General features: G+C 69.3%; 31 protein-coding genes and 1 pseudogene. 19 read left to right on the top strand and 13 right to left on the bottom strand.

Annotated elements, in window-relative coordinates; translation table 11 throughout:
* From tuf to rpsQ, 12 genes and pseudogenes are all read left to right on the top strand, one after another.
* Positions 1-382: pseudogene (gene tuf / locus MKL20_RS25360) on the top strand (elongation factor Tu); the annotation flags it as partial.
* A 79-nt stretch (positions 383-461) separates the two neighbouring features.
* Entirely contained in the window at positions 462-770 is a 309-nt protein-coding gene (gene rpsJ, locus MKL20_RS25365; protein WP_007569268.1) for a 30S ribosomal protein S10, read from the top strand.
* A gap of 50 nt (positions 771-820) precedes the next feature.
* Entirely contained in the window at positions 821-1558 is a 738-nt protein-coding gene (gene rplC / locus MKL20_RS25370; RefSeq protein ID WP_058194332.1) for a 50S ribosomal protein L3, read from the top strand.
* Positions 1558-2178: a 50S ribosomal protein L4 gene (rplD, locus tag MKL20_RS25375; RefSeq protein ID WP_058194331.1), complete on the top strand. Its 621-nt coding sequence runs from the start codon at positions 1558-1560 to the stop codon at positions 2176-2178. The genes rplC and rplD overlap by 1 nt, the downstream gene beginning before the upstream one ends.
* Complete coding sequence (locus tag MKL20_RS25380; protein WP_007569272.1) at positions 2175-2471, top strand: 50S ribosomal protein L23; 297 nt, start codon at positions 2175-2177, stop codon at positions 2469-2471. Before rplD ends, MKL20_RS25380 begins: the two co-directional genes overlap by 4 nt.
* Before the next feature lie 25 nt (positions 2472-2496).
* The gene (gene rplB, locus MKL20_RS25385; RefSeq protein WP_058194330.1) at positions 2497-3333 is read left to right on the top strand and encodes a 50S ribosomal protein L2; all 837 of its coding nucleotides are present in this window, start codon (positions 2497-2499) and stop codon (positions 3331-3333) included.
* A 5-nt stretch (positions 3334-3338) separates the two neighbouring features.
* Complete coding sequence (gene rpsS / locus MKL20_RS25390) at positions 3339-3617, top strand: 30S ribosomal protein S19 (protein ID WP_007569276.1); 279 nt, start codon at positions 3339-3341, stop codon at positions 3615-3617.
* Between the two features lies 1 nt (position 3618).
* Positions 3619-4005, top strand: a complete 387-nt coding sequence (gene rplV / locus MKL20_RS25395) for a 50S ribosomal protein L22 (RefSeq protein ID WP_007569277.1) — start codon at positions 3619-3621, stop codon at positions 4003-4005.
* Between the two features lie 10 nt (positions 4006-4015).
* Entirely contained in the window at positions 4016-4762 is a 747-nt protein-coding gene (gene rpsC / locus MKL20_RS25400; RefSeq protein ID WP_007569278.1) for a 30S ribosomal protein S3, read from the top strand.
* Between the two features lie 11 nt (positions 4763-4773).
* Complete coding sequence (gene rplP, locus MKL20_RS25405; protein WP_007569280.1) at positions 4774-5187, top strand: 50S ribosomal protein L16; 414 nt, start codon at positions 4774-4776, stop codon at positions 5185-5187.
* A gap of 12 nt (positions 5188-5199) precedes the next feature.
* Complete coding sequence (rpmC, locus tag MKL20_RS25410; protein ID WP_243971952.1) at positions 5200-5415, top strand: 50S ribosomal protein L29; 216 nt, start codon at positions 5200-5202, stop codon at positions 5413-5415.
* 20 nt (positions 5416-5435) lie between these two features.
* On the top strand, positions 5436-5702 hold the full coding sequence (rpsQ, locus tag MKL20_RS25415; RefSeq protein ID WP_244038985.1) for a 30S ribosomal protein S17: 267 nt from the start codon (positions 5436-5438) through the stop codon (positions 5700-5702).
* A gap of 43 nt (positions 5703-5745) precedes the next feature.
* Here the strand turns inward: rpsQ and MKL20_RS25420 are convergent, their stop codons facing one another.
* From MKL20_RS25420 to flgB, 10 genes are all read right to left on the bottom strand, one after another.
* Positions 5746-5886 (bottom strand): type II toxin-antitoxin system RelE/ParE family toxin, encoded by a 141-nt coding sequence (locus MKL20_RS25420; RefSeq protein ID WP_244038986.1) that lies wholly within the window; start codon positions 5884-5886, stop codon positions 5746-5748.
* Between the two features lie 138 nt (positions 5887-6024).
* A complete protein-coding gene (locus tag MKL20_RS25425; RefSeq protein ID WP_244038987.1) occupies positions 6025-6249 on the bottom strand; it encodes a hypothetical protein in 225 nt (74 codons plus the stop codon).
* A 106-nt stretch (positions 6250-6355) separates the two neighbouring features.
* The gene (recA, locus tag MKL20_RS25430) at positions 6356-7423 is read right to left on the bottom strand and encodes a recombinase RecA (protein ID WP_409568200.1); all 1068 of its coding nucleotides are present in this window, start codon (positions 7421-7423) and stop codon (positions 6356-6358) included.
* A 193-nt stretch (positions 7424-7616) separates the two neighbouring features.
* A complete protein-coding gene (cckA, locus tag MKL20_RS25435) occupies positions 7617-10349 on the bottom strand; it encodes a cell cycle histidine kinase CckA (RefSeq protein ID WP_244038988.1) in 2733 nt (910 codons plus the stop codon).
* Positions 10350-10540: 191 nt separating this feature from the next.
* Positions 10541-11608 carry a flagellar biosynthesis protein FlhB gene (flhB, locus tag MKL20_RS25440; protein ID WP_243971936.1) on the bottom strand — a complete coding sequence of 356 codons (1068 nt, stop codon included), beginning with the start codon at positions 11606-11608 and terminating at the stop codon, positions 10541-10543.
* A 35-nt stretch (positions 11609-11643) separates the two neighbouring features.
* On the bottom strand, positions 11644-12405 hold the full coding sequence (fliR, locus tag MKL20_RS25445; RefSeq protein WP_244038989.1) for a flagellar biosynthetic protein FliR: 762 nt from the start codon (positions 12403-12405) through the stop codon (positions 11644-11646).
* A gap of 51 nt (positions 12406-12456) precedes the next feature.
* Positions 12457-12723, bottom strand: coding sequence for a flagellar biosynthesis protein FliQ (gene fliQ / locus MKL20_RS25450; protein WP_243971932.1), 267 nt, complete (start codon positions 12721-12723; stop codon positions 12457-12459).
* 56 nt (positions 12724-12779) lie between these two features.
* Positions 12780-13094 carry a flagellar hook-basal body complex protein FliE gene (fliE, locus tag MKL20_RS25455; RefSeq protein WP_243971930.1) on the bottom strand — a complete coding sequence of 105 codons (315 nt, stop codon included), beginning with the start codon at positions 13092-13094 and terminating at the stop codon, positions 12780-12782.
* A gap of 19 nt (positions 13095-13113) precedes the next feature.
* A complete protein-coding gene (gene flgC / locus MKL20_RS25460) occupies positions 13114-13521 on the bottom strand; it encodes a flagellar basal body rod protein FlgC (RefSeq protein WP_244038990.1) in 408 nt (135 codons plus the stop codon).
* Between the two features lie 58 nt (positions 13522-13579).
* Entirely contained in the window at positions 13580-13984 is a 405-nt protein-coding gene (flgB, locus tag MKL20_RS25465) for a flagellar basal body rod protein FlgB (protein ID WP_243971926.1), read from the bottom strand.
* A 330-nt stretch (positions 13985-14314) separates the two neighbouring features.
* On the opposite strand from flgB, the gene MKL20_RS25470 reads away from it, so the two are divergent.
* Both MKL20_RS25470 and MKL20_RS25475 read left to right on the top strand, forming a co-directional pair.
* Complete coding sequence (locus tag MKL20_RS25470) at positions 14315-15577, top strand: hypothetical protein (RefSeq protein WP_244038991.1); 1263 nt, start codon at positions 14315-14317, stop codon at positions 15575-15577.
* Between the two features lie 61 nt (positions 15578-15638).
* Positions 15639-15848 carry a hypothetical protein gene (locus MKL20_RS25475; RefSeq protein WP_244038992.1) on the top strand — a complete coding sequence of 70 codons (210 nt, stop codon included), beginning with the start codon at positions 15639-15641 and terminating at the stop codon, positions 15846-15848.
* A 24-nt stretch (positions 15849-15872) separates the two neighbouring features.
* On the opposite strand, the gene MKL20_RS25480 is transcribed toward MKL20_RS25475, so the two are convergent.
* Complete coding sequence (locus tag MKL20_RS25480) at positions 15873-17183, bottom strand: MFS transporter (RefSeq protein ID WP_244038993.1); 1311 nt, start codon at positions 17181-17183, stop codon at positions 15873-15875.
* Between the two features lie 221 nt (positions 17184-17404).
* Between MKL20_RS25480 and dnaN the strand changes: the two genes are divergently transcribed.
* From dnaN to recF, 4 genes are read left to right on the top strand one after another with little or no spacing between them, the layout of a single operon-like run.
* Positions 17405-18526, top strand: a complete 1122-nt coding sequence (gene dnaN, locus MKL20_RS25485) for a DNA polymerase III subunit beta (RefSeq protein WP_243971918.1) — start codon at positions 17405-17407, stop codon at positions 18524-18526.
* Between the two features lie 12 nt (positions 18527-18538).
* A complete protein-coding gene (locus MKL20_RS25490) occupies positions 18539-18790 on the top strand; it encodes a type II toxin-antitoxin system ParD family antitoxin (protein WP_243971916.1) in 252 nt (83 codons plus the stop codon).
* Positions 18787-19083, top strand: a complete 297-nt coding sequence (locus tag MKL20_RS25495; RefSeq protein ID WP_244038994.1) for a type II toxin-antitoxin system RelE/ParE family toxin — start codon at positions 18787-18789, stop codon at positions 19081-19083. The genes MKL20_RS25490 and MKL20_RS25495 overlap by 4 nt, the downstream gene beginning before the upstream one ends.
* On the top strand, positions 19076-20212 hold the full coding sequence (recF, locus tag MKL20_RS25500; RefSeq protein WP_244038995.1) for a DNA replication/repair protein RecF: 1137 nt from the start codon (positions 19076-19078) through the stop codon (positions 20210-20212). Before MKL20_RS25495 ends, recF begins: the two co-directional genes overlap by 8 nt.
* 55 nt (positions 20213-20267) lie before the next feature.
* Here recF and MKL20_RS25505 read toward each other — a convergent pair whose 3' ends face one another.
* Entirely contained in the window at positions 20268-21386 is a 1119-nt protein-coding gene (locus MKL20_RS25505) for a metallophosphoesterase (protein ID WP_244038996.1), read from the bottom strand.
* Positions 21387-21633: 247 nt separating this feature from the next.
* Here MKL20_RS25505 and MKL20_RS25510 point away from each other — a divergent pair, with 247 nt between their 5' ends.
* Positions 21634-22344: a L,D-transpeptidase gene (locus MKL20_RS25510; protein ID WP_244038997.1), complete on the top strand. Its 711-nt coding sequence runs from the start codon at positions 21634-21636 to the stop codon at positions 22342-22344.
* 273 nt (positions 22345-22617) lie between these two features.
* Here MKL20_RS25510 and MKL20_RS25515 read toward each other — a convergent pair.
* Positions 22618-23042 (bottom strand): methyl-accepting chemotaxis protein (locus MKL20_RS25515; RefSeq protein WP_244038998.1); only part of this gene is annotated, 425 nt, incomplete at its 5' end.

Here is a 23042-nt window from a genome sequence, read left to right on the forward strand (position 1 = left end):
GGGCCAGGCGGGCGACAACGTCGGCGTGCTGCTGCGCGGCACCAAGCGCGAGGACGTGGAGCGCGGCCAGGTCGTGTGCAAGCCGGGTTCGGTGAAGCCGCACACCAAGTTCAAGGCCGAGGCCTACATCCTGACCAAGGAAGAGGGCGGCCGGCACACGCCGTTCTTCACCAACTACCGGCCGCAATTCTACTTCCGGACCACGGATGTGACCGGTGTGTGCGAGCTGCCGGAAGGCACCGAGATGGTGATGCCGGGCGACAACGTGACCATGGACGTCACGCTGATCGTGCCGGTGGCCATGGAGGAGAAGCTGCGCTTCGCCATCCGCGAGGGCGGCCGCACCGTCGGCGCCGGCGTCGTCGCCGCCATCAACGACTAAGCCAGAACAGCATCCTTAGCAGGGCGCGGCGGGGATACGTCCTCGCACTCCCCGCCGTCCCTCTCAAGGTTTCAGGATTATGAACGGTCAGAACATCCGCATCCGCCTCAAGGCGTTCGATCACCGCATCCTCGATGCGTCGACCAAGGAGATCGTCTCCACGGCCAAGCGCACCGGCGCGACCATCCGGGGTCCGATCCCGCTGCCGACGCATATCGCGAAGTTCACCGTGAACCGCTCGCCGCACATCGACAAGAAGTCGCGCGAGCAGTTCGAGATGCGCACGCACAAGCGAGTGCTCGATATCGTCGATCCGACGCCGCAGACCGTGGACGCGCTGATGAAGCTCGACCTCGCCGCCGGCGTGGACGTGGAGATCAAGCTCTAAGTCCCGCCGGGATTTAGAGCTTACCGTTTCATCGCGCGAGGGAGAGACCTATGCGCTCAGGCGTCATCGCACAGAAGGTCGGCATGACCCGCGTCTTCACAGACGCGGGGGAGCATGTCCCCGTCACAGTGCTTAAGATCGATCAGTGCCAGGTGGTGGCCCACCGCACCGTCGAGAAGAATGGTTACGTCGCCCTCCAGGTCGGCGTCGGCAAGGCCAAGGTGAAGAACGTGTCGGCGGCCGAGCGCGGTCGCTTCGCGGTCGCCAAGGTCGAGCCGAAGAAGAAGCTCGCCGAGTTCCGCGTGTCCGAGGACGCGCTGATCCCGGTCGGCGCCGAGATCACGGCCGATCACTTCATCCCGGGCCAGTTCGTCGACGTGACGGGCACGACCACGGGTAAGGGCTTCGCTGGCGGTATCAAGCGCTGGAACTTCGGCGGTCTGCGCGCCACCCACGGCGTGTCGATCTCGCACCGTTCGATCGGTTCGACCGGCGGCCGTCAGGACCCGGGCAAGACCTTCAAGAACAAGAAGATGCCGGGTCACCTCGGTGTCGAGCGTGTCACCACGCAGAACCTGCGCGTCGTGCGCACCGATCCCGAGCGCGGCCTGATCCTGGTCGAGGGCGCGGTTCCGGGCGTCGCCGGTGGCTGGATCCAGATCCGCGATGCGGTGAAGCGCAAGCTCCCCGCCGACGTGCCGCTGCCGGGCAAGTTCCGTGAGAACGGCGCGTCCACCGAGTCCGCCCAGACTGCCCCCGAGGCCCCTGCGGCTGAGGAGACCGCCTGATGAAGCTCGATATCACCACTCTCGACGGCGCCGGCGCCGGCTCGGTCGAGCTGAACGAGGAGATCTTCGGCCTTGAGCCGCGGGCCGACCTCCTTCAGCGCATGGTCCGCTGGCAGCTCGCCAAGCGGCGCGCCGGCACCCACGCGGTGAAGAACCGCTCGGACGTGAACCGGACCCGCAAGAAGCTGTACAAGCAGAAGGGCACCGGCAACGCGCGTCATGGCGCCGCCTCGGCGCCGCAGTTCCGTGGCGGCGGACGCGCCTTCGGGCCGGTCGTGCGCGACCACGGCCACGACCTTCCCAAGAAGGTCCGTGCGCTCGCCCTGCGCCACGCCCTGTCGGCCAAGGCCAAGGCCTCGACCCTGATCGTCGTCGATGACATCAAGATCGAGGATCACAAGACCAAGGGTCTCATCGAGCGCTTCGGCAAGATGGGTCTCTCGAACGCGCTGATCATCGGCGGTGCCGAGGTCGACGTGAATTTCGGCCGCGCCGCGCGTGCCATCCCGCAGATCGACGTGCTTCCCGTGCAGGGGATCAACGTCTACGACATCCTGCGCCGCGATACGCTCGTCCTGACGAAGGCCGCCGTCGACGCGCTGGAGGAGCGTTTCAAATGAGTGCCGATCCGCGCCACTACGACATCATCGTCTCCCCGGTCATCACCGAGAAGGCGACGAACCTGACCGAGCAGAACAAGGTCGTCTTCCGGGTCGGCCCCAAGGCGACCAAGCCTCAGATCAAGGAGGCGGTCGAGAAGCTGTTCGACGTCAAGGTCACGGCGGTGAACACCCTCGTGACCAAGGGCAAGAAGAAGATTTTCCGCGGTCTCCGCGGGCAGCGCTCCGACGTGAAGAAGGCGATCGTGACCCTGGCCGAGGGCCACACGATCGACGTCACGACCGGGCTCTGAGGACGGGTTTTAGGGATCCAAGCCGATGGCCTTGAAGACATTCAAACCGGTCACGCCGAGCCTGCGCCAGCTCGTGCTCGTCGACCGCCGTGAGCTCTACAAGGGCAAGCCGGTGAAGGCGCTGACGGAGGGCAAGAGCTCCTCCGGCGGCCGTAACAACCTCGGCCGCATCACCGTCCGCTTCCGCGGCGGTGGGCACAAGCGCGTGCTGCGCAACGTGGACTTCAAGCGCCGCGAGCAGCCGGGCGTCGCCGCGACCGTCGAGCGGATCGAGTACGATCCGAACCGCACGGCCTTCATCGCTCTGATCAACTTCCCCGACGGGAAGCAGAGCTACATCCTGGCTCCGCAGCGCCTGCAGCCGGGTGACAAGGTGGTGACCGGCGACAGCGTCGACATCAAGCCGGGCAATGCCGGTCCGGTTGGCTCGATGCCGGTGGGCACGATCGTCCACAACGTCGAGCTGAAGATCGGCAAGGGCGGCGCGATCGCCCGCTCGGCCGGGAACTATGCTCAGATCGTCGGACGCGACCAGGGCTACGTGACGCTGCGCCTGAACTCGGGCGAGCAGCGCCTCGTGCACGGCCAGTGCTTCGCGACCGTCGGTGCGGTGTCGAACCCGGACCACATGAACATCTCGCTCGGCAAGGCCGGGCGCAACCGGTGGCTCGGCAAGCGCCCGCATAACCGCGGCGTGGCCATGAACCCGGTGGATCACCCGCACGGCGGCGGCGAGGGCCGTACCTCGGGCGGCCGCAACCCGGTCACGCCGTGGGGCGTGCCCACCAAGGGGAAGAAGACCCGGTCGAACAAGCGGACCGACGTGTTCATCCTGTCCAGCCGCCACAACCGCAAGAAGTAATCGCTATGGCACGCTCTCTCTGGAAGGGGCCGTTCGTCGACGGCTACCTCTTCAAGAAGGCCGAAGCGGCGCGGGGCTCCTCGCGCTCAGAGGTCATCAAGATCTGGAGCCGCCGCTCCACGATTCTCCCGCAGTTCGTCGGGCTCACCTTCGGTGTGCACAACGGGCAGAAGCACATTCCGGTCTACGTCTCCGAGGAGATGGTGGGGCACAAGTTTGGCGAGTTCTCGCCGACCCGCACCTTCCACGGGCACGCGGCCGACAAGAAGGCGAAGAGGCGCTGAGATGGGCAAGCAAGCCACCCCCCGCGCGCTCCCCGAGAACGAGGCCAAGGCGGTCGCGCGCATGCTGCGCGTCAGCCCGCAGAAGCTCAACCTCGTGGCGCAGATGATCCGCGGCAAGAAGGTCGACACCGCGTTGGCCGACCTGGAGTTCTCGCGCAAGCGCATCTCGACCGAGGTCAAGAAGTGCCTCGAGAGCGCGATCGCCAACGCCGAGAACAATCACGACCTGGATGTCGACGATCTCGTCGTCTCCCAGGCGTTCGTGGGCAAGGCCCTCGTGCTCAAGCGCTTCCACGCCCGCGCCCGCGGCCGCGGCGCGCGTATCCTGAAGCCCTTCTCGAACCTGACCATCGTGGTTCGCGAAGTCCGCCAGGCCGAAGCGGCTTAAGGAGGATCTCATGGGCCAGAAAGTCAATCCGATCGGTCTCCGTCTCGGTATCAACCGGACCTGGGACTCCCGCTGGTTCGCCGGCAAGGGCGAGTACGCCAAGCTGATGCACGAGGACGTCGCGATCCGCGCCGCCCTCATGAAGCAGCTGAAGCAGGCCGCCGTCTCGAAGATCGTCATCGAGCGTCCGCACCGGAAGTGCCGGGTCACCATCCACTCGGGCCGTCCGGGCGTGGTGATCGGCAAGAAGGGCGCGGATATCGAGAAGCTGCGCAAGCTCGTCGGCACGATGACCAAGGCCGACGTGACGATCAACATCGTCGAGGTGCGCAAGCCCGAGATCGACGCCACCCTGGTGGCCGACTCGATCGCCCAGCAGCTCGAGCGCCGCGTCGCCTTCCGTCGCGCCATGAAGCGCGCCGTGCAGTCGGCGATGCGTCTCGGTGCCGAGGGCATCCGCATCAACTGCTCGGGTCGTCTTGGCGGCGCCGAGATCGCCCGCCAGGAATGGTATCGTGAGGGCCGCGTCCCGCTGCACACCCTGCGTGCGGACGTGGATTACGGAACCGCGACGGCGTTCACGACCTACGGCACCTGCGGCATCAAGGTCTGGGTGTTCAAGGGCGAGATCCTTGAGCACGACCCGATGGCCCAGGACAAGAAGGCCCAGGAAGAGGGCGGCCGCTCCGGCGGACGCCGTGAGCGCGATGGCGAGGGCGGCCGCGAGCGCGGACGCCGCGAGCGCGAGCACGCGTAAGGTAGGAAGCCATGCTGCAACCGAAAAAGACTCGCTTCCGTAAGCAGTTCAAGGGCCGCATCCACGGTGCGGCCAAGGGCGGCTTCGAGCTGAACTTCGGCCAGTTCGGCCTGAAGGCAGTGGAGCCCGAGCGCGTCACCGCCCGGCAGATCGAGGCGGCCCGCCGCGCGATCACCCGTGAGATGAAGCGCCAGGGCCGCGTCTGGATCCGGGTGTTCCCGGACGTGCCGGTCTCCTCGAAGCCGACCGAAGTCCGCATGGGCTCCGGTAAGGGCGCCCCGGATTACTGGGCCGCTCGCGTCCATCCGGGCCGGATCATGTTCGAGGTCGACGGCGTCGCCGAGGACATCGCCAAGGAGGCCCTGCGCCTCGGCGCCGCCAAGCTCCCGATCCGCACGCGGGTCGTCCAACGCATCGCCGACTGAACGGAGGCTATCGTGAAGTCGACCCAGAGAGTGTCTGATCTGAAGGCGTTGTCGCCGGATCAGTTGAATGACGAGTTGCTGAACCTCAAGAAGGAGCAGTTCAACCTGCGCTTCCAGGGGGCCACCGGCCAGCTCGAGAACGTCGCCCGCGTCCGTGAGGTCCGCCGCGACATCGCCCGCGTCCGCACCCTGCAGCGTTCGAAGACGCTGCAGGCGGCCAAGAGCTGACAGGGGCTTAGGAGAACACCATGCCGAAGCGCGTCCTGCAGGGCACCGTCGTCAGCGACAAGGGCGAGAAGACCATCGTGGTGAAGGTGGAGCGTCGCTTCACGCACCCGGTGATGAAGAAGACCGTGCGCCGCTCGAAGAACTACCATGCCCATGACGAGGCGAATGTCGCCAAGGTCGGGCAGACGGTGTTCATCGAGGAGTGCCGCCCCTTCTCGAAGACCAAGACCTGGAAGCTGGTCGAGGACCAGGCTGCCGCGGTCGTTGAGACCGGCGAAGCCGCCTGAGCTGTCTTCTCTCGACGGCCGCGGAGATGTCTGCGTCCGTCCGTTAGGCCAATCGGTCCTGTGCGGCGTGCTGGAGCGTGATGATTGTCACGATCTCCCGCCGCTCATCGACCTGATAGTAGATCAGATACGGCAGTCGGGGCCCAGCGAAGACACGCACCCCCGGTCGGACGCTTCGGCCCACGTATGGGTGTCGCCTGAGAAGCTCGGCCGTCTTGCGGATCGCACCCTCGACCTTGTCAAGCGGCGCCCGGATTTCGCTCCCGAACGTGGTCGGCGATTTCCGTTAGGCGCCGGACCGCACGGCGTGCGTAGACGAGCTTCACGCTCTGAAACGGCGGAAGGCAGCCTCGACCTCTTCGGGCGACGCGATGTCTCCGTCAGCGATCTCGTCGAGCCCTTCCAAGACATCCTTCAGATGGTCGGGATCAACCTCGCTCGGCGCGCCGACCTGCGCCATGTCGAGCATGGCCTGTGCGATGGCATCCTGCGCCTCCGGCGGCATCCGCCGAACTGTCTCGACGGCCTTTTCCAGAAGGTCGGTCACAGCCAGCTGCATCCTCAATGACGAACGGCCCCGGCGAATGCCTCGCCGGGGCCGTTGATTGTCGTCCGCGCGCGGTCGCGCGGCAAGGGTTTGAGCTGCGGGCGGCTTAAGCCTCGCCCTCGTCGAGGTCGTCCTCGGTCGGTTTGGCGTTCTCCAAAATCTTCTCGGCGACGAGGCCGGAATTCTGGCGGATCGACGCTTCGATCTTGGCGGCAATCTCGGGGTTGTCGCGCAAAAACCCCTTCGAGTTCTCGCGGCCCTGGCCGAGGCGCTGGCTATTGTAGGAGAACCAGGCGCCGGACTTCTCGACGATGCCGGCCTTCACGCCGAGATCGATCAGCTCGCCGACCTTCGACACGCCCTCGCCGAACATGATGTCGAACTCGACCTGCTTGAACGGCGGCGCGACCTTGTTCTTCACGACCTTGACGCGAACTTGGTTGCCGATCGCCTCGTCCCGGTCCTTCAGGGTCGAGATCCGGCGGATGTCGAGGCGCACGGAAGCGTAGAACTTCAGCGCGTTGCCGCCCGTCGTGGTCTCCGGGCTGCCGTACATCACGCCGATCTTCATCCGGATCTGGTTGATGAAGATCACCATGCAGTTCGAGCGCGAGATCGAACCGGTGAGCTTGCGCAGGGCCTGGCTCATCAAGCGGGCCTGAAGGCCGGGCTGGCTCTCGCCCATCTCGCCCTCGATCTCGGCCCGCGGGGTCAGCGCGGCGACCGAATCGACCACCAGCACGTCGATGGCGCCAGAGCGCACCAGCGTGTCGGTGATCTCGAGCGCCTGCTCGCCGGTATCGGGCTGCGAGATCAGCAGGTCGTCGAGATTGACCCCGAGCTTGCGGGCGTAGATCGGATCGAGGGCGTGCTCGGCATCCACGAAGGCGCAGACGCCGCCCTTCTTCTGGGCCTCGGCGATGGTGTGCAGGGCCAGGGTGGTCTTGCCGGACGATTCGGGCCCGTAGATCTCCACGACCCGGCCCCGGGGCAGGCCGCCGACGCCGAGGGCGATGTCGAGCCCGATCGAGCCGGTGGAGACCGTCTCGACCTCCTGCACCTTGTCGTTCTTGCCGAGCCGCATGATCGAGCCCTTGCCGAAGGCACGTTCGATCTGGGACAGGGCGGCATCGATCGCCTTGGACTTATCCTTGTCCTTGTCCGCCGGGGGCATGTCGACCACTTTCAATGCAGGCTGGGCCATCTGGCGGGCTCCTTATGAAGGGGTTGCGCGCCATTCACAACGCGCGTCAACACCACGCCTATGTACCTGTTTTGTTCTATTTCGGCAAGGGCTCCCGACACGAGAACGCCGCCCTTGTGGGGGCGGCGTGCAGGTTCTCCACCGGGCCGATGCCGGCGCGGTGTCAGTCGGCGGCCATGGTCTTCTTCACGGTCTCGACCAGCTGCTTCAGGCTGAAGGGCTTCGGCAGGAAGTTGAAGGCCTCGCCCTCGGGCAGGTTCTTGCGGAACGCGTCCTCGGCGTAGCCCGAGACGAAGATCACCTTCAGGTCCGGCTGGTGCTTGCGGACCTCGCGTAGCAGGGTCGGCCCGTCCATCTCGGGCATCACCACGTCGGAGACGACGAGGTCGATCGGCTGGCTGCCCTCGCGCACGATCGCCAGGGCTTCCAGGCCGGAGGCCGCTTCCAGCACCGTGTAACCCCGGGCCGAGAGCGCCCGGCTGTTGACCGCCCGGACGGGATCCTCGTCCTCCACCAGCAGGATCGTCCCCTGCCCGGTATGGTCGGCCGCGGGCTTGCGCGGGGCCGGCTTCTCCGAGGCCGGGCTCGTCTGGGCGCCGGCCTTGGCGGCTTCGCCTTCGCCGTTCGGCTTGGCCGAGCGCGCGGAGGCCGGCGCCGGCATGTCGGCTCGCGGCAGGGCCGGAACTGCGGGCGCGGCCTCTTCCGGCTCCGCCACCGGGATGTGGCGCGGCAGGTAGATGCGGAAGGCCGTCCCCTCCCCGATCTTCGACTGCACGTCGATGGTGCCGCCGGATTGCTTGACGATGCCGAACACCGTCGAGAGGCCGAGGCCGGTGCCCTTGCCGATCTCCTTGGTGGTGAAGAACGGCTCGAAGATTTTTTCCATCAGCTCGGCCGGGATGCCCTGCCCGGTGTCGCGCACCTCGATCAGCACGTGGTCGCCCGCGGGCGCCCCGCCCCGTCCCTCCACGGCCGCCGTGGGCCCCGGATCGGTGACGTTCTCGGTGCGGATCATCAGCTTGCCGCCGTCCGGCATCGCGTCGCGGGCGTTGACCGCGAGGTTCACGATCACCTGCTCGAACTGGTTGACGTCGGCCTTCACCGGCCAGACGTCGCGGCCGTGCTTCAGCTCCAGGGCGACGCGCTCGCCGAGCAGCCGCTTGAGCAGCAGGGTCAGCTCTGAGAGCCCCTCCCCGACATGCATCACCTCCGGGCGCAGGGTCTGGCGGCGGGAGAACGCCAGGAGCTGGCGGACGAGGCCCGCCGCCCGGTTGGCGTTCTGCTTGATCTGCATGATGTCCTGGAAGGCCGGATCGGTCGGCCGGTGGCTCGCCAGGAGCAGGTCGGAATAGCCGATGATCGCCTGCAGCACGTTGTTGAAGTCGTGCGCGATGCCGCCGGCGAGCTGGCCAACCGCGTTCATCTTCTGGGCCTGGGCGACCTGCTGCTCCAGCTGCCGCTGCGCCGTGGTGTCGAGGGCGTACAGGATGACCCGCTCGGCCTCGTCGGCCTTCTGGGTCGCGTCGCTGCTGTCGGCCGGGCTGAGCCAGAGGCGCGCCGAGCGGCCGCCGGGGCCGCTGAGCTGGACCTCGATCGGCTCGGGATCGGACAGGCCGCTGGCGGCCCGGGCGAGGCCGGCTTCCACGGAGGCCCGGTCGACCACCGAGTCGGCGACGTTGGGCTCGGCACCCTGATTGCCCTCCCCCTCGGGGCCACCCTCGTCGGCTTGGCGCGGCACCGTGCCGAACAGGCGGGTGAACGAGGTGTTGGCCCGGGCGATCCGGCCGGACCGGTCGAGGGTCGCGATGGCGATCGGGGAATTGTTGAGGAAGCGCGCGAGCCGCACCTCGGCGGCGCGCTGCGGCTCGTCGGTCTCGGCCCCGGCCGAGCGGTTGATCACGAAGGTCCGCGACGAGCCGGGCTTGCCGTCCTTGCCGAAGGCGACCCGGTGGTAGAGGCGCACCGGCAGGGTGTGGCCGTTGCGGCGGCGCAGGTCGAGGTCGAACCGGTCGGTGCGGACCTCGCCGGGCAGGCCGGCGGTGCGGACCAAGACGTCGGCTTCCGGGGCGATCTCGGTGAGGTGCGGGCCACCCGGGCCGACGCTCGCCAGGTCGTAGCCGAGCCAGGCCGCCAGCGTCGCGTTCATGTAGACGATCGCGCCGGCCGGATCGATGGACAGGAAACCCGCCGGGGCGTGGTCGAGGTAATCGATCGCGTGCTGGAGCTCCTGGAAGACGTTCTCCTGGCGCTCGCGCTCGGCGGTGATGTCGGCCACCGTCCAGAGCGAGGCGGCCCGGCGCGGGCGCGCCAGGGGACGCACCGAGACCCGGTACCAGCCGAAGCCGCGCTCGTGCGCCTGCGGCCCGAGGGGCGGCGACATCCGGATTTCTTCGGTGTGTGCGCGTCCATCGCGAGACGCCTGCGACAGGCGGTAGACCGCCTCCGAGACCTCCGGCGAGCCGACCAGGATGCGCTCCACCGGCACGAGGTTCGAGAAGGCGTCGCCGCCGGCCACCCGCAGATAGGCCTCGTTGGCGTAGATCAGCCGGCCGCCATCCTCGACCACCAAAGCCCCGTCCGGCGAGGCGTCGACGATGCCCTTGGTGATGTCGTCCCGGGTGGCGGTGCCGCTGAGCTGGAGCGCCCCGATGGCGAGCGCGAACAGGAAGAACACGCCGGCCATCGCCAGTAGGGCGAGCAGCCAGACGATCAGCGACTGCGCCTGCTCGTTGGCCACGAAGGACAGGCCGATCGCGGCCCCGACCAGCAGACCCGCGAGCACGAGTAGCAGCCCGACCCGGCCCGGCTGCTCCGAGCGGTCGATCGCGCCGTTCCCCTGCGAATTCGAGATCTGCGTGCCCGTCGCGGGCGCCGGAGGTCCAGTGACGTCGGCCATCGGCATCATTCCAGAACAATCACCCGGTTAGGCCCGCCGGCCATAGCAGGGCTCGGGCAGCACGGCATCACTCTCGTCGCGCCGGTCGTGTCGCGCCAAGCCTTGATGCAGCCTCGCGAAAAAAGGTGGAGGAAGCGTGGCTTTTCTAGGCTTTGCCATGCGATCGGCGTGATGAATACCAGCCCTTGCGCCTACGCCGCTCTCCGGCGCAGGCGCAGGACGAAGCCGATCACTTCCGCCACCGCCCGGTAATGCTCCGCCGGGATCTCGCGGTCGATCTCTACGGTGGCGTGCAGGGCGCGGGCGAGCGGCGGGTTCTCGATCACCGCGACGCCGTGCTCGGCCGCCACGGTGCGGATGCGCAGGGCCAGGGCGTCGACGCCCTTGGCGACGCAGATCGGCGCCGCCATGCCGGCCTCGTAGCGCAGCGCCACCGCGTAGTGGGTCGGGTTGGTCACCACCACGGTGGCGGTCGGCACGGCGGTCATCATCCGCTTCCGCGCCCGCGCCATGCGGATCTGCTTCATGCGACCCTTGATCTCCGGGTTGCCGTCCGACTCCTTCATCTCCTGCTTCATCTCCTCCTTCGACATGCGGTGGCGCTTGCGCCAGCGGAAGCGCGCGTAGAGCGCGTCGCCCAGCGTGATCGCCAGGTGCATGCACAGCATGCCGGCGAGCAGCCGCAGGCTGAGGGACAGGATCGCGGGCAGGCTGCCGGCCGGATCGAGCCGGGCGAACACCTCCAGCCGGTCGCGGTCGTTCCACAGCAGCACGCCGCCGACGATGCCGACCGCGCCGATCTTGGCGAGCCCCTTGCCGAACTGGAACAGGGCCTCGATCCCCATCAGCCGCTTGATCCCGGCCATCGGCGAGATGCGGTCGAATTTCGGCATCAGGGTTTCGGTGGTGAGCACCAGCGGGTGCTGCAGGAGGCCGGCGGCGAGGCCGGCCGCCGCCGCCATCCCGACCGGCACCGCTACGGCCTCGAGCCACAGCCACAGGCCCCGGGTCGCCGCCTGCTTCATGGCGGTGGCGTCGTCCGGCAGGGTGTGGGCGTTGGCGAGATAGGCCTTGAGGCCCTGGGTCAGGTTCTGGGCGATGGTCGGGGCCGCGATCACCAGGGCCAGCGTGAACGCGCCGAGGATCGCGAAGGTGTTGATTTCGGCGCTGGTCGCGACGTCGCCGCGCTCGATCGCCTGGTCGAGGCGCCGCTGGGTCGGCTCTTCGGTCTTGTCTTCCTGCTCCGCGCCCTCGGCCATTTTTTTGGTTCGAACTCAGTGTGCGGGACGGAGGGTCAGCGGCCGACGAACTCGCCGAGATACCGGCCGAGATCGTCCAGAAAAACGCCCATCATGACGCCGAGCGAGCCCATCAGGATCAGCATGCCGATAAGCACCGAGGCCGGAACCGCCAGGAAGAACACCTGCAATTGCGGCATCAGCCGCGACAGCACCCCGAGCCCGAGGTTGAACAGCAGCCCGAAGGCGATGAACGGCCCGGAGATCTGCACCGCCAGGGTGAAGCCCCGGGTCAGCGCCTTCAGCGCCAGCATCAGCGCGTCCGAGAAGGCCGGAACCCCGTCCGGGGGCAGCACCACGTAGCTCTGCGCCAGGCCCTCGATGGCGAGGTGATGCAGGTCGGCGGCGAAGATCAGCGTGATGCCCAGCAGCGACAGGAAGTTTCCGAGCGCCGCCTGCTGCCCGCCGTAGCTCGGGTCCACCGTCATGGCGTAGGCCAGGCCGAGCTGCTGGGAGATGATCAGCCCGGCGGTCTGCAGGGCGGCCAGCACCATCCGGACCGACAGGCCGAGGACCAGCCCGACGATCGTCTCGGCGAACAGGAGCCCGATCAGCCGGGGTCCGGCCAGGCCCTCGGTGCCGCCCAGCAGCGGGCGCACGGACGGGAACAGCACCAGCGTGGTCAGCAGCGCGAAGGCCAGCCGCAGCCGCGGCGAAACCATCTGCTCGCCGACGCCGGGCATCAGCATGATCAGCGTGCCGACCCGGGCGAAGGTGATCAGGTAGGCCGAGGCGATGCCGGGCAGGAGCAGGTTCATCGCCGCCCCTATGGCACGGGCGTCCCGCCCCTGTCGCGCCGGAGGTCGCCATCACCCGCCCGTGGCGATGCGGGCGGCGATGCGGGTCATGTAGCCGGCCATGGCGTCGCCGATGAACGGCAGCATCAGCAGGAGCGCGGCGAACACCGCGACGATTTTGGGCACGTAGATCAGGGTCTGCTCCTGGACCTGCGTCAGGGCTTGGACCAGCGAGACGACCAGCCCGACCGCGAGCGCGACCAGCATCAGCGGGCCGGCGACCTTGAGGAACACGAAGATGCCGTCGCGCGCGACGTCGAGGATGGCCAGGCCGGTCATGGGGTGACGTGCTCAAAAGGGGGGCAGAGGAAATCTGGAATCCGGCCGGGCCATGCTTAGATCTGCATCCGCATGATCTCTTCGTAGGCAGAGATCATGCGGTCGCGCACGGCGACCATGGTCTGCAGGGCGGTCTCGCTCTCGGCCACCGCCGTGACCACGTCGACGACGTTGGCCTTGCCGGAGGCCGCCGAGACCGCCTGGCCGTCGGCCCGCCGCCCGGCATCGCCGACAGTGTCCAGGGCGTTGCCGAGGAGCTGCATGAAGTTGCCGCCGGCCTCGCCGGTCGACTGGACCTTTGGGGCGGGACGGCCGTTGGCCATGCCCTGGACGGCGGCGTAGGCACCGGCCGCGAAATTGCTCGTCGCCATCGCTCGCTATCCTTCGCGTTCACTTCAGGATCGACAGCGTCTGCGACAGCATCTTGCGCGTGGACGTCACCATGTTGAGGTTCGCCTCGTAGGAGCGCTGGGCTTCGCGCAGGTCCATGTTCTCGATCAGCGCGTTGACGTTGGGCATCTGCACTTCGCCCCTGGCGTTGGCCGCTGGATTGCCCGGCTCGTACTTGGTCCGGAAGGCGGTCTGGTCGCGCCGGACCCGGCCCGCCTCGACCAGCTTGGCGCCGGTCTCCGGATCCATGTGGCTCGTGAAGGACGGGATCTTGCGCCGGTACGGCTCGGCCCCGGCCGAGGCCGGTGCGGAATCCGCGTTGGCGATGTTCTCGGCGATGATCCGCATCCGGCCGGACTGCGCCTTGAGGCCGGCGGCCGCGAACGTGAGCGACTTGCTGAATTCCATGGCTCAGGGCCCTCCTCCGCCGCGTTTCGACGGCACGTCCGATCGAATTCCGAAACGATCAGCTCTTGCCGATGGCGATCTTCAGGGTGGTCAGGCTGTGCTGGTAGAGCGAGGCGGCGAGCTGGTAGTCGGACTGGTTGTCGCCGGCCTTCATCATCTCGTCCTCGAGGTTGACCGCGTTGCCGCTCGGGCGGACCTCGAAGCGCTTGGCGCCCTTGGCATCGGCCCCGGCCTCGGACTGTCCGGGCGGCGCGATATGGGCCGGGCTCGTCAGCGCCAGGCCGGGCGAGGCGGAAACCGCCGCCCCGGTGGCCTGGTCGAAGCGCAGCTCGGCCAGGTCGCGGGGCTTGAAGCCCGGCATGTCGGCGTTGGCGACGTTCTCGGCGATCAGACCCTGGCGCGCCTGGGCCCATTGCATCCGGGTGCGCAGCATCCCGAGGATGGGCAGGTCGGTCAGGGCCACGTTCGCCTCCGGTCTCGCGACGCCGCGCGGGATCGGGCGGGCTCGGCAAAATCTGCCGCCTGCGTGGTTAACGCACCGTTAAGTGCGGGCTATGCCGGCTCCCGTCGGGTCAGCCAGGGCGCGGGCTCGCGGTCACGTTCCTGGGGATGGCGGCCAACGGTGCTTCACAATCTCTTGTCTTGATGGCGCTAAACTTAAGGGCCTGTTAACGAAGTCTTAACGTCGTTTGCCTTGCGGGCCCGCCGGCGTGGTATGAGCGAGGCTCGTGCCGGGCGCGGCCCTGCGGCGGCCGAAACGTGCGAGTGCGTAACCTTGCCATGGCTGCAATCCGTGTTCGGTTCTGAGGGCTCCCCCATCGTCCAGTATGTCGTGATCTTCGCCGTCATCTTCACGGCGTTGGCCGCGATCGTGTTCACGGTGCGGCGCCTGACCGGACGCAGCCTGGCCCTGCCCGGGCGCACGCCAGCCCGCGGCCGCCAGCCCCGGCTCGGGATCGTCGACGTGTACGAGCTCGACCGGGCCCGGCAGCTGATCCTGTTGCGCCGGGACAATGTCGAGCACCTGCTGCTGGTGGGCGGCCCCAACGACGTGGTGGTCGAGCGCAACATCCAACGCACCCAGCGCCCGATACCCGAGGCGACGCTGCGCGCCGACGGCGGGTCGGAGCCCCTGGCCGAGCCGCTGCCGGATCCGATGGCGGAGGGCGGCCGCCTGGCCGAGCCGCCCCGGGCTCTCGCCGAGATCGCCGGCCGCCGCTCCGAGCCGCTGTTCGACCCGGGCTTCGAGATGCCGGTCGTCGTACCGCCGCCGGTCCCGCGCTCCGGCACCGCGCCGCCGGTCACCTTCCCGCTCGACGTCAACCTGCTGGGCGGCGACGAGCCGGGGCAGGAGGTGTCGACGCCCGCATTGCTGCAACCCCGGGCGGCGGAACCGGTCCCGGCAGCCCTCCGGGACACGCTCTCGCCCCGGCGGATCCTGAGCCGCACCGCGCCGGCTCTGGCCGAGCCGCGGCTCAATCCCGCCTCGGAGCGCAAGTTCGAGCCCGCGCCCGAACCCACCGCCGAGGCCGCCCCAGAGCCTGCCCCCCAGCCCTTCCGGCCCGCGCCGAGCCTGAATGTTGCGTCCGAGCGCCGGACCGTCGATCCGGCGGTGCTCTCCGACATGGCCCGGCAGCTCCAGGCCGCCCTGTCGCGCCCGGCCTCCGCTGTGACGCCCGCGCCGCTCGCGCCGGCGCCCGAGCCGGTGGATCCGGTGGCCGCGATGATGGCCGCTGCGCCGCCGCCGCCCCCTGCGCCGCCGCCCCCTGCACCTCCTCCGCCCCCTGCCCCGCCGGTCGCTCCGCCGCCGGCGCCGCGGATACCGTCGCCCCCGCCCGCTGTACCGCCCGAGGTGCCGCCGATCGTGCCTCCGACGCCCGAGCCGCCGGCTCCCCGGCCGGCGGCACCCGTGGCACCGCCTGCGCCAGCCCCGCCGACTGCCCCCCCCGCGCCGCCGCGGCCCGAGCCGAAGACCGCCGGCAACCCGTTCTCCGTGGAGGAGATCGAAGCCGAGTTCGCGCGCCTGCTGGGTCGTCCGCTCGACAAGCGGAGCTGACGCCCTTCGGTAACGGACGGTTAACCGCTTTTCGGAAGTCTCGGGCCCTCAGGAGGATCCGATGCTCAACCTGGACGCACAGACCGCTCAGCGAAGCCGCGCCTACCGGGCGTTCAAGCTCGACCGCGCCGGCCGCGTCTCGTCGGCCGAGATCGTCCCGGCCGAGGACGACACGCAGGCCCGTCGGCGCGCACGGGCCATGGTCCGGGACGCGGCGGTCGAGCTGTGGGACCGCACCCGATTCCTCGCCCGCTACGAGCCGGCCGCCTAACCCCGCGCCGGAGGGAGAGCCGCTTCAGTCGTAAGCCGATTCCCGCATGGCGAGCACGGCGACGAAGCTCAGCACAGCCGCGGCGGCGAGGTAGAAGCCGACGAAGCCGATGCCGCCATAGGACGCCAGCTCCTGGGCGATGTAGGGCGCGCCCGAGGCCCCCAGGATCCCGGCGAGGTTGTAGGTGACCGAGGCGCCCGTGTAGCGGATCCGGGTCGGGAACAGCTCGGGCAGGACCGCGCCCATCGGGCCGAACACCCAGCCCATCGCCAGCAGGCTGAGGCACAGGAAGCCCAGCACCGGCGGCCAGGTCCCGGCCGCGGCCGCGTTCCCGAGCATCGGCCCCATCAGGAAGCCGAGGGCGAACACCGCGACCATCCCTGAGAGCAGCACCGGCTTGCGCCCGAACCGGTCGGCGGCCGCTCCCGAGATCACGGTCCCGATCGCCATGAAGCAGACCGCGATGCACTCGAACAGCAGGAAGGTCGGCCGGGTGTAGCCCAGCGTCCCGGTGCCGTAGCCCAGGGCGAACACCGTCGAGAGGTAGAACACCGCGTAGACCGCCACCATGGCGAAGGTGCCGATCAGGACCGCCCCCCCGTGCTGGGTGAGCATCGTGGCGAAGGGCACGCGCTCGGGCCTCGCCTCGTTGAGCGCCGCCTTGAAGGCGGGCGTCTCGGTGAGCTTCAGGCGCACGTAGAGCCCGACGCCGACCAGGGCGGCCGAGGCCAGGAACGGCAGCCGCCAGCCCCAGGCCTGAAAACTCTCGGGCGACAGCCCGAAGCTGAGGGCCAGGAAGCCGAGATTGGCCAGGATGAAGCCGACCGGCGCCCCGAGCTGCGGGAAGATGCCGTACCAGGCGCGCTTGCCCGGCGGCGCGTTCTCCACGGCGAGCAAGGCTGCTCCGCCCCATTCGCCGCCGAAGCCGATGCCCTGGCCGCAGCGCAGCACGCAGAGGGCGGCGGGCGCCCACCAGCCGGCCGTGGCGTAGGTCGGCAGGCAGCCGATCAGCACGGTGGACAGGCCCATGATCAGCAGCGACGCCACAAGCGTCGCCTTGCGGCCGACCCGGTCGCCGAAATGGCCGAACAGGGCCGCCCCGAACGGCCGGGCGATGAACGCGATCGCGAAGGTCGCGAAGGCGCTGAGCTGCTGCACCCCGGGGGCGCCCGCCGGAAAGAAGACCGGGCCGATCACCAGCGCGGTCGCGGTGGCGTAGATGTAGAAATCGAAGAACTCGATCGCGGTGCCGACGAAGCTTGCGGCCAGGATGCGGCCAGGACTGGCGCTCGGGGCGGCGCCTTGCGGGCCCGCGGTCTCGACGGTTTGCAGCATGATCTGTGGGACTCGGGCGGTACGGTGCCGCTTAAGATGGATCGCGGCGCTTTCGCACGGGGCGGCCCCGGCGGAAACCCTGAATTCCATCGGAGGTCGGCGTAGCTGTGCGATGCCGCGACGGCGGCCTTGCGTTCGCGTGTCCCCTTCGCCAAGCTGATCGGCCTGTTTTCGTGAGGGATGCCGGCCGCGGCGCCCTCCCCCATCACTTGAGTACTGCGATGAGAGTCACCGTCGAGCGCGCGGCCCTGCTCAGGTCGCTCGGCCACGTGCACCGGGTCGTCGAGCGCCGCAACACGATCCCGATCCTGTCGAACGTGCTCTTGCGTTCGGACGGTTCGAGTCTGCAGCTGCGGGCGACCGACCTCGATATCGAGGTCACCGAGAGCGTGCCGGCCGACGTGGCCGATCCCGGCGCCACCACGGTGCCGGCGCATGTGATCTACGACATCGTGCGCAAGCTGCCCGACGGCGCCCAGGTCTCCCTGGAGACCGGCGGCGAATCCGGCCAGATGACGATCCGCTCGGGCCGCTCGCGCTTCGCGCTGGGCGCCCTGCCGGAGGGCGACTTCCCGGATCTCGCCGCCGGCGAGATGCCGCATGGCTTCGAGATCGCGAGCGCCGACCTCAAGCGCCTGATCGACAAGACCCAGTTCGCGATCTCCACCGAGGAGACGCGCTACTACCTCAACGGCATCTACCTGCACACGCTGGAGACCGAGAACGGCCCGGTGATGCGCGCGGTTGCCACCGACGGCCACCGGCTCGCCCGGGTCGAGATCCCGGCCCCGCAGGGCAGCGTCGGCATGCCGGGGGTGATCGTGCCCCGCAAGGCGGTGGCCGAGATCCAGAAGCTGCTGGACGACGGCGGCGAGACCGTCGCGGTCGACCTGTCGCCCGCCAAGATCCGCCTGCGCTTCGCCGGCGGCCTGACCCTGATCTCCAAGCTGATCGACGGCACCTTCCCGGACTACCAGCGGGTGATCCCGGCCAACAACGACAAGCGGCTGACCGTGGAGCGCGACGCCTTCGCCAAGGCGGTGGACCGGGTCTCGACGATCTCGTCCGAGCGCGGCCGCGCCGTGAAGCTCGGGCTCACCGAGGGACGCCTGGCGCTGTCGGTCAACAACCCGGATTCGGGCAGCGCCACGGAAGAGCTCGACGTCGATTACGAGGCCGCCGGCCTCGATATCGGCTTCAACGCGCGCTACCTGCTCGACATCACCGCACAACTCGAGGGCGACACCGCGCTGTTCAAGCTCGCCGACCCGGGCTCGCCGACCCTGATCCAGGACCGCGAGGGCGCGCCGGCCCTGTACGTGCTGATGCCGATGCGGGTGTAGTATTAGGCTGCCATGCCGAAAGCCGTCATCCTCGATCCGACCCAGGAAGCCTCGCTCGATCGTCTGATCGCGGCGGGGCGCTACGGTTCGCCGGAGGAGGCGGTCGCCGCCGGTGTCGCGTTGCTGCTCCAGCACGAGGATCGCCTTGCGACGATGCGGGAGGCTTGGCGGGAGGGCGTCGAGAGCGGAGATTACGAACCGCTCGACGCCACGCTGGATGCCTTGGAGGCCCGCTACGCCGCCATGGAAAAGGCTGGCCCTTGAAGCCTGTCGTTGTGTCGCGACAAGCCCGAGCCGACCTGCGCGAGATCGGTGACTTCATCGCGGCTGACAATCCGATGCGCGCCCGCGGCTTCGTCTCGGAGCTGCGCACCCGTTGTCAGGCGCTCGGTCGCCAGCCGATGATGGGCAGGCCCGCGCCGGAGATTGCTCTCAACGTACGGATCCTCATATTCCGATCTTATCTGATCCTTCATCGCGTCCTCGACGACCGCATTTCGATCGATCGCGTGCTGCATTCGGCGCGCGACCGCTCCATCGTGCCGCCTTATGAGTGAACTCGACACGGCTGGATCCACACGCCTCACCCGGTTGATCGCCCGCGACTTCCGCAATCACGCCGATCTCGAACTGAATCCCGGCGCCCGCTTCGTGGCCCTGGTCGGCGAGAATGGCGCCGGCAAGACCAACCTGCTGGAGGCGATCTCCCTGTTCGTGCCGGGGCGGGGCCTGCGCCGGGCCGAGTTCGCCGCCATGGCGCGCGCGGACGGCCCGGGGGGGTTTGCCGTGTCGCTCACCCTCGACCGGGACGGCGCCGAGCATCGCCTCGGCACGGGGCTGGAGCCCCCGGGGCCGGACGGGCGCACGAGCCGGCTCTGCCGGATCGACGGCGCCCCCGCTTCTTCGCCGGTGGCATTCAGCGAGTTCGTCCGGGTGGTCTGGCTGACCCCGGATCTCGACGGGCTGTTCCGCGGTGCCGCCGGCGACCGGCGCCGGTTCCTCGACCGTCTCGTCCTGGCGGTGGATGCCGGCCACGGGGCGCGGGTCTCCGCGATGGAGCGGGCCCTGCGCTCGCGCAACCGCCTGCTGGAGGACCGGCCCGATGACGGCCGCTGGCTCGACGCCGTGGAGCGGGAGGTGGCCGAGCTCGGCGTCGCCGTGGCGCTCGCCCGTCGCGAGACCGCCGAGCGCCTGGACCGGCTGATCGCCGAGACCCGGGACGACGCGCAGCCCTTCCCCTGGGCGTCGATCCGGCTGGAGGGCGACCTCGACGATCTGGTGGCGGTCTGGCCGGCCATCGAGGCGGAGGACCGCTTCCGCCTGGCCCTGCGCAACGGCCGCAACCGCGACCGGGCGGCCGGCCGCACCCTCACCGGGCCGCAGACCACGGATCTGGTGGTCCGCCACGGGCCCAAGGACGTCCCGGCCGGCACCGCCTCCACGGGCGAGCAGAAGGCCCTGCTGATCGGCCTGGTCCTGGCCCATGCCCGCCTGGTGCGGGCGATGAGCGGCATCGCCCCGATGATCCTGCTCGACGAGGTCGCGGCGCATCTCGACCCCCGCCGCCGGGCCGGCCTGTTCGAGGCCCTCGAAGCGCTGCCCGGCCAGGTCTGGATGACCGGCGCCGACCCGGCCGCCTTCGAACAGGCGGGCGACCGGACCGAGGTGCTGCGGATCGGGGGGTGATGGGGGGAGGTCGGGCTATCGGCCGATCCGCCTGAACGTCAGGATCGGATCGCTGTCATGACCCGCGCCGCAGGGTGATCCGCGTCAGCTCGGACGGGCGCCCGAGGCGGAGGGCGAAGCCGGGCCACAGCCCGGTGCCGTTGCTGACGTAGAGCAGCATGGCGCCGACCCGGTACGCGCCGGAGACGAACCCGGCATTGCCGCGCGCCACCAGGCGGTCCAGGCCGCGGATCATCCCGCCATGGGTATGGCCGGAGAGCTGCAACGCCACACCGCGCGAAGCGGCCCGGGCCGCCTGTGCCGGCTGGTGATCCAGCAGCACGATCGGCGCGCCCGCCGGGGCTCCCGCCAGGGCGGCATCGAGATCCGGTCCCGGGTGGCCGGTGGCGGGCGCCGAGCGGTCGGTGACGCCCGCCAGCACCAGCGCGCCGCCGTCGCGCCGCAGGACCGTGTGGGCGTTGGCGAGGATGTGGATCCCCAGCCCCGCGAGGTGGCGCATCCAGGCATCGTGATCGAAGAAGTACTCGTGGTTGCCCGGCACGGCCCAGACGCCGTCCCGCGCCCGCAAGGCGCGCAAGGGTTCGACATCATTCCGTCGGGACGCGAGCGAACCGTCGATGAAGTCGCCCGTCACCACGATCAGGTCGGTGCCGAGGTCGTTGGCGCGCGCAACGACGGCCTGCGCCCAGGCGGCCGGGAACAGCCGGCTGATATGCAGGTCGGTCAGGTGCAGGATCGTGGTGCCGTCGAAGCCGAGGGGCAGGTCCGGGATCGCGACGGTGAGGTCCTTCAACGGCGGCACGCGCACCGCCTGCCGGACCGCGATCGCCGCCAGGAGCGCGGCCGCGAGGGCCACCGGGTAGCGCCAGGCGGCGGGGATTGCCCAACCATCCCCGGGCAGGACCACGGAGGCCAGCGCCGCCATGTCGAGGGCGAGCAGCATGAGTGCCGCCAGCGCGATTCCGCCGAACGCCCAATTGAACAGGATCACCACCGGGCGGGGGAATTCGGGCGCGAAGACCGAGCCGGAGGAGAGGCGGCTCCACAGGTGGAACTGGGACGCGACCAGGAGAACGCCGGCCAAGCCGAGCTTGAGCGCGAGCGGCCATGGCAGCGGCCACACCCCCCGCGCGATGACGTAGACAGCGGGCAGGCTGGGGATGAGGCGGATCATGGGCCTCTCCATGGACCGGGCAACGCCCTGAAGGCAAAGCTTGCCGCACGGTATCCGGACTGTGCGGGGCCACGTTCGGATCCGTCGCCTGATCCGGGCACCGAAAAGGTTCGGCCACACTCCCGACGTAAAGGCCGAGCTTGCCAGTGACCAGCGGCCTTGCCAATCTAAAGCTTAGCCGTACGCGCGATTGATAGAGGCCGGGGCGTTACCGCATCGGGCCGCGGATCATAGGAAGTCCAGGATCATGATCAGGGACGGTTGGGACGCCGATGTCGGGGACAGGGGTGACGCCGCGCTGCGCGGGCACCGGGGGGAGCTTCTCAGCCGCCGGGCGTTTCTGGCCGGCTCGGCCGCGGGTCTCGGCGCGCTCGGCCTCGCCGGTTGCGCGACATCCGACGGGCTGATCCTTGCCGAGGCCGCGAAGGTCTACGGGCCGATGCCGGACGAGAAATTCCCGATCCCGGCGGTCGACGTCAGCAAGGTCGATCCGAAATACTATCGCCGGACGGTCCGGTACGACACGAAGGAGGCCGCCGGCACGATCATCGTCGATCCCGGCAACTACTACGTCTACCGCGTCGAGGGCGACGGATCCGCCACCCGGTACGGCGCCAATGTCGGCCGCGACGGGTTCCTGTGGAGCGGCGACGCCTATGTCGGTCGCAAGTCCGAATGGGCGACCTGGACGCCGCCCAAGGAGATGATCAAGCGCCAGCCCGAGGCGGCCAAATACGCCCGCGGCATGCCGGGCGGCCTCGACAACCCGCTCGGCGCCCGCACCCTCCATCTCTACCAGAACGGCGCCTATACGCTCTACACGATCTACGCCAGCAGCGATCCCGAGACGATCGGCTCGGGGATCACGAGCGGCTGTGTCGGCCTGCTCAGCCAGGACATGATCCACCTCTACGCGCGCACGCCGGTCAAGACGAAGGTGGTCGTCCTGCCGGCGTAGACAGCGGACCTTCGGCGTCGCTTCCACCCGGTCGGGCGACGATCTTCAGACATCGCACGGCGAGAGGTGCGGCTCTCTCTCCTCCCCCTTGCGGGGAGGAGCTGGAGGTGGGGGTGGTTCAGAAGGCACCGTGACGCGCAATCCTGCACCACCCCCACCCCTGACCCCTCCCCGCAAGGGGGAGGGGAAAACGCGCGATTTTTCAAACGTTTGCTGCCGGACTCGCTGTGTGACTCTGCAAGCCCGCTCGGGTCCCCGTAAGGGCGGCGCGGCTTACGCCGCCCTTACGGTGGCGAGGAAGCGCGAGACCTCGGCGCCGAGATGCTCCGACTGGCGGGACAGCTCGCCGGCCGCGTCGAGCACCTGGCTCGCGGCGGAGCCGGTCTGCTCGGAGGCCTGGGCGACGCCGGCGATGTTGGTCGTGACCTCGTTGGTGCCGGTGGCCGCCTGGGCGACGTTGCGGACGATCTCCTGGGTGGCGGCGCCCTGCTCCTCGACGGCGGCGGCGATCGAGGTCGCCACCGAGTCGATCTCCCGGATGCGTGCCGTGATGCCTCCGATCGCCGTGACGGCCTGGCCGGTCACGCCCTGGATCTGGCCGATCTGCTGGCTGATCTCTTCGGTCGCCTTGGCGGTCTGGGCGGCCAGCTCCTTCACCTCGGACGCCACCACGGCGAAGCCTCGGCCCGCCTCGCCGG

It is taken from the genome of Methylobacterium sp. E-066 (assembly GCF_022829635.1).
Classification (GTDB): domain Bacteria; phylum Pseudomonadota; class Alphaproteobacteria; order Rhizobiales; family Beijerinckiaceae; genus Methylobacterium.